At 44.5% G+C, this 12267-nt stretch carries 9 protein-coding genes; 6 read left to right on the top strand and 3 right to left on the bottom strand.

Annotation, left to right across the window (positions count from 1 at the left end):
- Position 1: 1 nt before the first annotated feature.
- The 4 genes from ACED28_RS03250 to ACED28_RS03235 all read left to right on the top strand — a co-directional run bounded on the left by ACED28_RS03250 (position 2) and on the right by ACED28_RS03235 (position 4930).
- Entirely contained in the window at positions 2–772 is a 771-nt protein-coding gene (locus tag ACED28_RS03250) for a hypothetical protein (RefSeq protein WP_371709261.1), read from the top strand.
- A 220-nt stretch (positions 773–992) separates the two neighbouring features.
- A complete protein-coding gene (locus tag ACED28_RS03245; RefSeq protein ID WP_065679928.1) occupies positions 993–1307 on the top strand; it encodes a hypothetical protein in 315 nt (104 codons plus the stop codon).
- A 35-nt stretch (positions 1308–1342) separates the two neighbouring features.
- A complete protein-coding gene (locus ACED28_RS03240) occupies positions 1343–2191 on the top strand; it encodes a sulfurtransferase (protein ID WP_032499412.1) in 849 nt (282 codons plus the stop codon).
- Positions 2192–2626: 435 nt separating this feature from the next.
- Positions 2627–4930, top strand: coding sequence for a putative bifunctional diguanylate cyclase/phosphodiesterase (locus tag ACED28_RS03235; protein ID WP_371709260.1), 2304 nt, complete (start codon positions 2627–2629; stop codon positions 4928–4930).
- Between the two features lie 46 nt (positions 4931–4976).
- On the opposite strand, the gene ACED28_RS03230 is transcribed toward ACED28_RS03235, so the two are convergent.
- The gene (locus tag ACED28_RS03230) at positions 4977–5975 is read right to left on the bottom strand and encodes a sugar-binding transcriptional regulator (protein WP_065679926.1); all 999 of its coding nucleotides are present in this window, start codon (positions 5973–5975) and stop codon (positions 4977–4979) included.
- 459 nt (positions 5976–6434) lie between these two features.
- Between ACED28_RS03230 and tal the strand changes: the two genes are divergently transcribed.
- Entirely contained in the window at positions 6435–7385 is a 951-nt protein-coding gene (tal, locus tag ACED28_RS03225) for a transaldolase (RefSeq protein ID WP_029223051.1), read from the top strand.
- A 90-nt stretch (positions 7386–7475) separates the two neighbouring features.
- Positions 7476–9467 carry a transketolase gene (gene tkt, locus ACED28_RS03220; protein WP_122046270.1) on the top strand — a complete coding sequence of 664 codons (1992 nt, stop codon included), beginning with the start codon at positions 7476–7478 and terminating at the stop codon, positions 9465–9467.
- 185 nt (positions 9468–9652) lie between these two features.
- Here tkt and ACED28_RS03215 read toward each other — a convergent pair whose 3' ends face one another.
- Together ACED28_RS03215 and helD are read right to left on the bottom strand one after the other, a co-directional pair.
- The gene (locus ACED28_RS03215) at positions 9653–10003 is read right to left on the bottom strand and encodes a VOC family protein (protein WP_017103728.1); all 351 of its coding nucleotides are present in this window, start codon (positions 10001–10003) and stop codon (positions 9653–9655) included.
- 152 nt (positions 10004–10155) lie between these two features.
- Positions 10156–12231 carry a DNA helicase IV gene (gene helD / locus ACED28_RS03210; protein WP_371709259.1) on the bottom strand — a complete coding sequence of 692 codons (2076 nt, stop codon included), beginning with the start codon at positions 12229–12231 and terminating at the stop codon, positions 10156–10158.
- Between the last annotated feature and the right edge of the window lie 36 nt (positions 12232–12267).

Below are 12267 nucleotides of genomic sequence, written 5' to 3'. Positions count from 1 at the left end.
TATGAATATGCCAATTAAACAGACAGTAACAAACGGTCGCCGGAACTTTAACAATGCTATCTTATCTAGTCTGTCGAATGCTGCACTTAAGAAAAATACGGCTCAGTCGCAGTCAATACGTATTCCATTACTAATCGCATCACTAACGTTGGTAGGGTGTGGTGGCGGAGGCGGCGATGGAGGAGCATCAACTCCTAACCCATCGCCTTCAACACCAGCGGTGACAGCACCTGTGACATCAACACCAGTGACGTCAACACCAGTGACGTCAACACCAGTGACGTCAACACCAGCGACGTCAACACCAGCGACGTCAACACCAGCGACGTCAACACCAGTGGCGTCAGCGCCAGTTACATCACCATTAGTGGTCTCATCACCAGCCACCGTCGCTATAAATCCGGCACCGACACCAGTTAATGCGGTTATCTCCAACGGCCCGCAAGCGTACAAAATGGATGAGCTCGTAATACCTGATGGTTTCGATTATAACTCTGTAGATCAATTCGACCTCAATATTGATATCAGCCACATCTCAACCGATCGTTCGTTCGTATCCGTATATAGTCGATTTACCACAAGGACAGACTCAACTTACAAGCCTGATTATTCAAGTAAGGTCATTGGAGGCCCTTTAGACAACGGTACATTTACGTCCAACTTTTCGGCGCCGCTAAGCGAAGATATTCTGTTAATTGAGATCTGGTTTTATGATGGTCAAGCGCCGCTGCAACAAGTCGTTGCAAGTGACGGATCACAAATCACTTGGTAAACGTAAAGGAATGAAAAGCGCTGAGTTCAGTTTAACAATAACTAAATTTAGTTGGAGTTAGACAGCAGTCTCGAAGTCGAAAGTCGAATAACAATGCATAAAGGTGAGCAATGAGGCTCACCTTTTTATTTGGGCGCTATTTCAATTTTCAGTACTGGTTATGTTCACTTTATCGAAAGCCTGTCTTATCTTTTAAAGATGACTTTCAAAGGCTTACTTTATGAAACAGTTGAAAATGGGATTCGTTATATTATCGATTGGTATTGGGCTACTTTTATTTCTCACCTATTTCCCGATGACATCTTCTACCGGAGAACGCATTGAAGCCAGAGTCATCTCCAATACGCTCACTCAATCCCTAGACGGACATAGGCGCTACCTCACGGTTGAAACTCAAGACAACGAAATATTTCGCGTTTCCATTCCACCAACAACAGACTGCCCTCTTGATTCTGTGGTCGTGCTTGATACATTAAACAATCAAATAACCGGACAAAGCAGCTATCAGTTCATCCACTGCCGGGCTGCGCCTTAGTCGCCGATATAACAACAAGAATGGATATAAGAAGAATGAATCAGCCACTCATTTCACCAGAACAACTTCAACAACGTTTGCTAGAAGAAGACAACATTGTAATCCTCGACGCCAGTATCGAATTTCAGATCCCAAGTGAGTCAGAAAAGATCAAAGGACAAATGATACCTAGTGCGATTCGTTTCGACTACGACAAAAACTTTTGTAACAAGCACACTCTACTCCCTCACATGTTCCCGACCGAAAAACACTTCAATACACGCGCACAAGAAATTGGTATCAATCAAGACAGTACGATAGTGGTTTACGATAACTCAGGAACTTTTGCCTCGCCTCGCGCATGGTGGATGTTTATGGCAATGGGACATAACAACGTATACATCTTAGATGGCGGTTTACCTGCTTGGATAAAAGCCGGTTACGCGACAGAGACTGACTATCGCACCGAAGTCAAAGCGGGCAATTTTGAAGGCCAAATTCAAGACAACCACTTTGTAAATGCTCAGCAAATCCAAAACTACTCCGATGACAAAAGTGCAAACATTCTGGATGCACGTTCTCAAGCTCGCTTCGATTCAGAAGTTCCAGAACCACGTGAAGGCTTACGTAGTGGCCACATCCCAAACTCAGTTTGCTTGCCGTTCGCACAAGTCTTAAATGCAGGTAAATTGAAACCTCAAGAAGAGTTAGTTGACATTTTCTCGACTCTAAACTTAACCCCCTCTCAACCTATGTTCTTTAGCTGTGGCTCTGGTGTGACGGCTTGCATCATTTTATTAGCCGCTAAACTGGCTGGTTATTCAAGTGATATGGGCGTTTACGATGGCTCATGGACTGAATGGGGCGCAAATGAAAAACTACCTATTGCCGTAACTAAAAAGTAATTCAGCTTCGCTTAATGATACTGTTAGAATATACTGCGCATGCATACGGAGCTTACTAAAGGTTATGGCTGAAGCCCATGACACTTAAGCATCTTATTGCTCAATCAGCTAGGCACTTATTAACTCAAGCGTTTAACACGGTTGTAACTTGAAGACGTAGTCACTTGAAGACACCTAGGTAGTGACAGAGTTAACACTACCTATGTGTAGAGCCATCCGGTTTCTAACAAAAACTGTGATTAATCATGAGTTAATTGTCAGCACGTTTATGAGTGTTAATATTTCATTCAAGAATCTCTGTTCGTAGCCGTTACACTATTTAATCATTGATATATTCATCTCTGATGTTTTATGCCTCGTTGTATTAATCACACTGGCGATATAAACGTTGTCACTTGCAGTCTGTTAAAAGTAGTCACCAACAAAAGGCATCTCATGGCTCTATTTAAGAAAAATATCTGGTCGCTGTACGCTATGATCGTGCTGCTTACCCTGATACTTTTCAGCGCCTTTGGCATAACCAAGTGGCAATCAAACAGAGATGACTTTACCAAGCAACAACATATCCAAGTCGAGATCTTCTCTAGCTCAGTAAACTCTCTATTAACTAGCCAAGAAGCACTGCTTGAAGTGGTTGGGCATCAACTTGCTCAGCAGTCCGACTTTACCCGAACGGCTTCGATTCAAATTCGACCAATATTAGATATACTGCTTGATACTCATCCTGCAATAGCCGCTTTCGGGTTACTAAATCCTCAAGGGGATTACCTGTCAATCAGCTCAAACCTACAGCTGTCTGACCAATTTAACTTACTGGATCTCCCATACACCAAAGACTCATTTCTAGAGGCTATATCGAGTAATAAAATGGTTTTGGGGCGCACCTATTTCCATGATTCTCTTAACAGCCTCGTGATCCCAATGAGAAAATCCATTTCTCTCGATGGCAAGAACGTTGATGCAGTCATGACCGCAGGTTTACGCTTAGACAGCACAATTTTGTTTGAAAACAATGCGCACGCAGGCAATTACAACACGTTAACTCTACTTAGAACCGACAACTATCGTCAGTTTTTTTCTAGCGATATCGAGTCGCTAGACGCTTATTTAAAACCGGTCGATAACGATCTAATGGATCGCATAACCAAAAGCTTTTCTGAGCAAGTGACTGTCAGTGTCAAAGAAGCGAAAACAGGAAAATACACATATTCTTTCTGTATCGATGAAAGCGCTTTCCCATCGCTCGTTAGCGCTAAATACATTCCAGACTACAAGCTTTGGGTTGTCGGCCGTACAGACCTAGCACACGTTGATGGTATATTCGCAAAAGAGTTCGGTGCTCTTTTCTTTGTTTTTGTTGTTCTTCAGTTTGGTTTCTATTTTTTAGTAAAATCGATTGCCAAGAACGAGCAACGAACTCGCAGCCAATTGATTTACCAAGCCAATCACGATCCATTAACCTCTCTCCCCAACCGCTCCTATATGCGTAAAAATATTGGCAAGTGGATTGAAGATGAGTCAGAGCCATTCTCACTGCTGTTTATCGACATCGATAACTTCAAATGTGTTAATGATACCCATGGGCATGACTTCGGAGACAAGGTACTCAAACAAATTGCATTACGTTTGATGCGGTTTCGCTCCAGAGTCAGCCTATTGGTACGAGAATCCAGTGATGAGTTCTTGTTTTTAACAACGCTGAATAGTGAATCTGAAATTAAGCGACTATCAGAACGAATTATTGAAGTACTTTCTCAACCTTATGAAGTTGAAAGCGCTCAATTTTTGTTGAGTTGCAGTGTAGGTATTGCCCGCTTCCCAGACCACGGAAGAGATTTAGATAGCCTGTTACGCTCTGCCGATATTTCGATGTACAAAGCGAAACAGCAGCAAAACTCATACAGTATTTTCACGACCGAAATGCAAGACGCCCACCTCTACAAAATGAGAGTAGAACAAAGGCTTCGTATCGCTATCGATAAACAAGCTTTATTTATGGTTTTTCAACCATTGGTTCGTGCAGATAAAAGCACCCACGGTGTAGAAGCGCTGGTACGCTGGATAGACGATGAACTGGGTTTTGTCCCGCCAGATGTATTTATTCCTATTGCTGAAAGCACAGGCTTAATGCACAAACTTGGTACCTTTATTATTGAATCCAGTGTTATCCAAATTGCTCATTTACACCGTACAACGAGCCAAAATATCGGATTATCGATCAATATTTCAGTCCGTCAATTCTCGCATAGGTTGTTCTCCGAACACCTATTCGCTACGCTTGAGAAATATCAGTTCTCACCAAGCTGTTTAACGCTCGAGATTACTGAAAGCTTGTTCATTGAAGATGTGGCTATAGTGAAACCACTGTTTGAAGCCCTCAAAGAAAACGATATTAAGATCTCTCTAGATGACTTCGGTACGGGCTACTCGTCATTGAGCATGTTAAAAGCACTCCCTATCGACGAACTTAAGATTGATAAGAGTTTCATTGAAAACATAGCAGTCGATCAACAGTCACTAACAATGGTCCAGAACATCATCGCTATCGGTAAAAATTTCGGTATGGTGGTGCTGGCAGAAGGCGTAGAATCAAACGAACACTTCGCGATTCTAAAAGCATGTGGATGTGACTTGATGCAAGGTTACTACTTCTCTCGTCCTATTCCTTATGACGAACTGTGCACGTATCTCTCCTCGCTCCCTAAAATCACGAGTAAAGAGTCAGAACCTATTCTTTAGCGAGAGCAAAAGGGAGCCAAAACGGGCTCCCCTGGTTTATATTTTGCTAATCATCTAACTCAGCATGTTTCATCTGCTCATCCAAGTTAAGCACCGTTAAAGCATTACTTACACTAGTCGCAATAACATCAACCACACCTGTTCTTAGTGCACCTAACAGAGCTAATGGCTTACTGTTCTCGGCAGCGATGGCGATTACTTCAGCGATAGGACGGAACTCTTCCAAACCTAAGCCGATGACTCGGTCACTCATTACTGTGTTTGCCGCTTTACCATGCACGTCGAAAAAGTCATAACCCGCAAAGTCACCCACCACTCCTTGTAGTAAACGAGATTGAACGACCTCTCCCGCCGTAAACCAACCTAGGTCGACCATATAGCTGTTTTCACTCATGTCACCAATACCCACTAATGCAACATCTGCCTTACGAGCTAGATCGAGTGTTTGCTTAACAGTACTGTTTTCCATGAACGCGGATTTTTGTGCTTTGTTCTCTGCATAAGCAGGCGCGTACAAGGTTTCAGAAGATCCGCCGTACTTTTTCGCTAGTTGTCTGCATATATGGTCGGCGTTAAACATACCGCCTCTTGGGTGAATGCCGCCGATACCACATACGAATTTACAGTCACGTGGGGTAATTACGCCAGTATGGTGAGCAACCGACGATACGTTTCGACCTTGGCCAACCGTGACTACCATGCCGTTTTTTAGGGTGCTCGTTAAGTAGTTCGACACCAAGCCCGCAACCTGTAACCGCTGCTTCTCTTCATTCGGTTGGTCTAATGCAACCAGTGCACGCTTAACACCAAATCGTTCGATCAAACGTTGTTCGATCTTCGCGCTGAATACTGGGTGGTATTTCACGGTGATCTCGACAATCCCTTCATCGCGGGCTTGTTTGAGCATTCGACCAACCTTTGCACGAGAGATAGAGAATTTTTTAGAGATCTCTTCTTGAGTCGCACCATCTTGATAGTAGGCAACGGCGACTTCGGTTAGGAGATCAGTGTTTTCTTCGGAAACATCTTGGATATTGTTACTCATATACCACTCAACCAATATTTAACAATTATTTTACCTGCTGCACTTCCTAATAAAGGAGAGCTCAGTAAGTGATACACAAGCTTACACCCCGAACATATGTAACATCAAGGAGCATTTGCTCAGCATCATAACCATAGTTTTGGTGTTGATTAATTCACCTCACTTTGTTCGTTAAACGTTTGCTTGCATACCCCATGATTACTAGAGCGAAATATATTTGACTGAAGTCACCATACAGCACTATTTACCGTTGACTTTGGGGCTAGATCGGATAAATATGGCTACATCATTTACTCATCGAGCGATCAAATGTTCTGTGCAAATGTTCGTTCGAAGAAAAATTTAAATTAATGTAAGTTTGACTCACTGGTACAACCATGAGGAACTTCATTAGTTCGCTTGCAAATGCCCACACCTCTCCCATTAAAGGGGTGTTCTGCGATACATAGGATGATCAAAATGAGCAATAAATTAGAGCAACTTCGTAAACTAACAACTGTTGTAGCTGACACTGGCGATATCGAAGCTATCAGCAAGTACACTCCTGAAGATGCAACAACTAACCCATCTCTAATTCTTAAAGCCGCTCAAATTGCTGAGTACGCACCTCTAATCGATGCTTCTATCGAATACGCTAAAGCGCAAAGTGGCGACAAAGCACAACAAGTTCAAGACACTTGTGACATGCTTAACGTGAACATCGGTAAAGAAATCCTTAACGTTGTACCTGGCCGCATCTCTACTGAAGTAGATGCTCGTCTTTCTTACGATATGGAAGGCAGCGTTGCTAAAGCTCGTCAACTTATCAAAATGTACAACGACGCTGGCATCACTAACGACCGCATCCTTATCAAACTGGCTTCTACTTGGGAAGGCATCCGTGCTGCTGAAATCCTAGAGAAAGAAGGCATCAACTGTAACCTAACGCTTCTATTCTCTTTCGCTCAAGCTCGTGCTTGTGCTGAAGCTGGCGTATTCCTAATCTCTCCTTTCGTTGGTCGCATCATGGACTGGTACAAAGCGAAAGAAGGTCGTGATTTCGAAGCTTCAGAAGATCCAGGCGTAATCTCTGTTTCAGACATCTACAACTACTACAAAGAGCACGGTTACAAGACTGTTGTTATGGGCGCAAGCTTCCGTAACATCGGCGAGATCCTTGAACTTGCTGGCTGTGACCGTCTAACTATCGCTCCTCAACTTCTAGCTGACCTAGAAGCAGCTGAAGGCGAAGTAGTAGAGAAGCTAATCGACTCTAACGGTACTAAAGAGCGTCCTGCTGCAATGACTCACGCTGAGTTCCTATGGGATCACAACCAAGACCCAATGGCTGTAGAGAAGCTAGCTGAAGGCATCCGCAACTTCGCCGTAGATCAAGGCAAACTAGAAGACATGATCGCAGCTAAGCTGTAATCACTACCGAATAAATAAGAGGAACGAATTTCGTTCCTCTTTTACATCTATCCACGAATTTTTAATTTCGAATCAATTTTGGAAGCAATTATGAACCGCAAACATCTAGCTAACGCTATTCGTGCTCTAAGCATGGACGGCGTACAACAAGCAAACTCTGGTCACCCTGGCGCACCTATGGGTATGGCTGACATCGCTGAAGTACTTTGGCGCTCTCACCTAAACCACAACCCGTCAAACCCAGAATGGGCTGACCGCGACCGTTTTATCCTGTCTAACGGCCACGGCTCAATGCTGATCTACTCTCTGCTTCACCTAGCAGGTTACGAGCTTTCAATTGAAGATCTTAAGAACTTCCGTCAACTGCACTCTAAGACTCCAGGTCACCCAGAGTACGGCTACGCACCAGGTATCGAGACGACTACAGGTCCTCTAGGTCAAGGCATCACCAACGCTGTTGGTATGGCGATGGCTGAGAAAGCACTTGCGGCACAGTTCAACAAAGAAGGCCACGACATCGTAGACCACTACACTTATGCATTCATGGGTGATGGCTGTCTGATGGAAGGTATCTCTCACGAAGCATGTTCTCTAGCGGGTACGCTAGGTCTTGGTAAGCTGGTTGCTTTCTGGGATGACAACGGCATCTCTATCGATGGCGAAGTTGAAGGTTGGTTCTCTGACGATACACCTAAGCGTTTTGAAGCTTACGGCTGGCACGTAATCCCAGCAGTTGATGGTCACGATGCTGACGCTATCAACGCGGCTATCGAAGCGGCTAAAGCGGATCCTCGTCCGACTCTAATTTGTACTAAAACAGTAATCGGCTTTGGTTCTCCAAACAAAGCAGGCACGCACGACTGTCACGGTGCACCATTAGGCGCTGACGAAATCGCAGCAACTCGTAAACAACTAGGTTGGGAGCACGGTCCTTTTGAAATTCCGTCGGAAGTTTACTCAGAGTGGGATGCGAAAGAAGCAGGCGCAGCTAAGGAAGCAGCGTGGAACGAGAAACTTGCAGCTTATGAAGCAGCATACCCTGAGCTGGCAGCTGAATTCAAACGCCGAGTAAACGGTGATCTTCCTGCTGAATGGGAAGAGAAAGCATCGGCAATCATCGCTGATCTTCAAGCTAACCCAGCAAACATCGCATCACGTAAAGCATCTCAAAATGCTCTAGAAGCGTTCGGTGCTATGCTACCTGAATTCATGGGCGGCTCTGCTGACCTTGCGCCTTCTAACCTAACTATGTGGTCTGGTTCTAAGTCTCTTGAAGCAAATGACTTCTCTGGTAACTACATCCACTACGGTGTACGTGAATTCGGTATGACGGCTATCATGAACGGTATCGCTCTGCACGGTGGTTTCGTACCATACGGCGCAACGTTCCTAATGTTCATGGAATACGCGCGTAACGCAATGCGTATGGCTGCTCTGATGAAAACTCAGAACATCCAAGTTTACACGCACGATTCGATCGGCCTAGGCGAAGATGGTCCAACTCACCAACCAGTTGAGCAGATCGCTTCTCTACGTCTAACTCCAAACATGAGCACATGGCGTCCATGTGACCAAGTTGAGTCTGCTGTTGCTTGGAAACTGGCAATCGAACGTAAAGATGGTCCTTCTGCACTTATCTTCTCTCGTCAGAACCTTGCACAGCAAGACCGTGACGCTGAGCAAGTGGCAAACATCGCTAAGGGTGGTTACATCCTGAAAGATTGTGAAGGCAAACCAGAGCTTATCCTTATCGCAACTGGTTCTGAAGTTGAGCTAGCGGTTAGCGCTGCTGCTGAACTAACAGCTGAAGGCAAGAAAGTACGCGTAGTCTCTATGCCTGCTACTGACGCATTCGACAAGCAAGACGCAGAATACCGCGAGTCTGTACTTCCATCTGACGTTACAGCACGTATCGCAGTAGAAGCTGGTATCGCTGACTTCTGGTACAAATACGTTGGCTTCGGTGGCAAGATCATCGGCATGACAACGTTCGGCGAATCTGCACCAGCAGGCGAGCTATTCAAGATGTTCGGTTTCACTACTGAAAACGTAGTAAACACAGCAAAAGAGATTCTTGCTTAGTCTTGATTAAATTGCCTCGCCCTTAATTGGGTTGATGCATTATTAGTTCTACAATACCAAACGTATAAAGTGAAACTAAAAGGCCTGACTTCGATAGTCAGGCCTTGATTACCGCTTAACAGAAATATCCAACGTTACAGGATCATTTCACATAGTGGCTTTTTATTTACCAGAATCTTAACTCTCTACTTATCGCTCCACACAGCCATTTCATTACCACTTGGCTCTCTAAAATGGAAGCGTCGCCCGCCGGGAAAGCTGAATATCTCACGGTTTATCTCGCCACCAGCATCCAACACCTCACACTCGGTTTGCTCAAGATCTTCGCTATAAAAAACCATCAACGCCGCACCACTTTCAGCATTGGACGCTAGATCCGCTAAATAAAACCCACCCATTAAGCCTTTACCTTCAAAAGCAGAATACTCAGGGCCGTAGTCTTCAAAGATCCAACCAAACACTTGGCTGAAAAACGCCTTCGTAGCGGCGATGTCTCGCGCAGCAAATTCAATGTAGTTAATAGAGCCGTGTTCCATAGCTGATTCCTTCTGCTTTATGCCTTTTTCCTAATGATAATATCTTACGCCCTAATTAGAATAGCTAGCACGCTAATGATAATAGCTTACGCCCTAATGAGCATAGAGAGCGTGCTTGAAGATCTAGTCTTAGACAATTACGCCAAGTGACATCACTTTTTACGAACGACAGGGTAATCAGAGCCATGCAGTTCTTGTACAAAACCAGAACCGTCGCCACTGTGCGTGATCCATACTTTTTCTTTCGCTCGCGTCATTGCCACGTAAAACAAACGACGCTCTTCCGCATAAGGGAACACATCCGAAGATTCAGTCAACGCGCCATCAATGTGCAATTGTTTCTTCTTCGCGGGGAACTGTCCTTCATCAACGCAAAGAATAATCACGAAATCCGCTTCTTTACCCTTACTCGCGTGACAAGTCATGAAGCTGATATCAATTGAGGTATAGATCTTTTTCCAGTCTTCCAACAGCTCTGGTTTGTGGTAATGATTTCGCCCAAGCAACATAACGGATTTATTCGCTTTACCTTTTGCTTGCCTGTTTATCTGATCGAGTATCTTCTCAACTTCTTTGCTTGGCGCACTATAAACCGACTTCTGCTTCTGTTGTTTGAAGCTGTTGAGCTCTTTTGGTAGTTGAATCGGGTTTTCCTGCACAAAGCGATTGGCAACCGAACCTAACTGATTGTTAAATCGATAAGTCGTATCTAGATGATGAATTGTCGAGCTCTCAAAACGATCTTTAAAGCCCGTCGTTAGATCAACATCTGCACCCGCGAACTGGTAAATTGACTGCCAGTCATCACCTACGGCAAAAATAGAAGCTTGGTGCTGCGCTTTCGATTGATTGCACAAGGCTTCAACCAAGGCTAAACGATCTGGTGAGATATCTTGATATTCATCGATCATGATGAACTTCCAAGGCGAAATGAATTTCCCCTTCTCGACATACTGTGTCGCTCGGCTGATCATGATTGAGAAGTCGATATGATTCTGTTCTTTCAATTCCTTTTGCCAAGCGGTTACGCATGGCCAACACAGTGAAAGCTCGCTATTGAGGCGCGTATAGTCACGGTGATCAATCAGTTGTTGCTGTACTTCTTTTTTCGTTAAACCCGATGCATTCAACTGTTCAAGTTGCTTTTCAAGCCAACCAATCAATTTAAGATTTGAAACATGACTACCTAGCTCATCATCACCGGTTAAATAAGCAATTGGCCATTTAGACAAGTGCTTTTGCCAACGTTTAAAGTTGGTCGGCGTCATCCAGTGCTTCTTCAACCAATCAATGCACCATGCTTGGCGTTGGTTGTCATCGAGTGCGATCGGAGAAATAACCACGCGTTCGGGTTCAACTTGATTCAGTATCTTTAGACCCAACTGGTGGAAAGTACTGACTTGCACCTTCTCGGCTGATATGCCAATTTTGCTGTTAAGGCGCTGCTTCATCTCTTCCGCGGCTTCACGACCAAAGGCGAGCAGTAACAACTCTTCAGCTTGAGCTTGGTGGCTTTGCAATAAATACGCGACGCGAGCTGTGAGAACACTGGTTTTACCTGAGCCTGCGCCCGCTAAAATAAGGTTGTGATCATCATTCATCAAGACCGCATATTGTTGCGATAAGTTCAGGGGTGACGACTCACATTGAGCAAACAATACTTCCCAATTTTGTCTTTCTGTCTCTAACCACTGTTGATTCCTCTCGGCTTGCTGAATTTCCGTTTCAGACAACCATGGCTGCATTCGAGCAATGCGGTTTGGCATGCGCTGTGCCGCTTCCTCTAGAGTCATCGTCATATTTTCCAGACCTGCGTTGACCATGTCGACCCAAGTCTTCACTTTAGAATGCGGTAGGAAAGCAGGAAGTTGCTCAAGACGTGTCAATTCATCTTCCCATTGAGGAACGTGCTCTGCCAACTGTTCACATTGTCTGTCATGCCACTTCTGATAAGCAGCAACCGATGCGCGCGCAAATTGACGACATTGTTCCCATGGAAGGCCTTGGACTAACCAGCTTCGCTGTTTGCCATCTTGTTGATTAGCAAAAAACTGCAACGATCCCCAAAACAATCCGCGCTTTATCGCGATCTTGCCACTCCAAATAGTGAAAGGGATACGTTCTTCACTGCCTACTGAAGATAACAGCAGGCGTGGACCATCAAGCTCAACTTGATGATATTCATTTTGAATAAAAAACTGTGCAGTCTTATTAGCGCTTAGCTGCATTGGAGCGTGCTCTTTAATTGGGAATATTGAATTTAT

It is taken from the genome of Vibrio sp. 1F253, from assembly GCF_041439295.1.
Taxonomy (GTDB): Bacteria; Pseudomonadota; Gammaproteobacteria; order Enterobacterales; family Vibrionaceae; genus Vibrio; species Vibrio tasmaniensis_A.
Note: the sequence above shows the minus strand (reverse complement) of the source record. Positions and strands in the feature narration are given on the sequence as shown.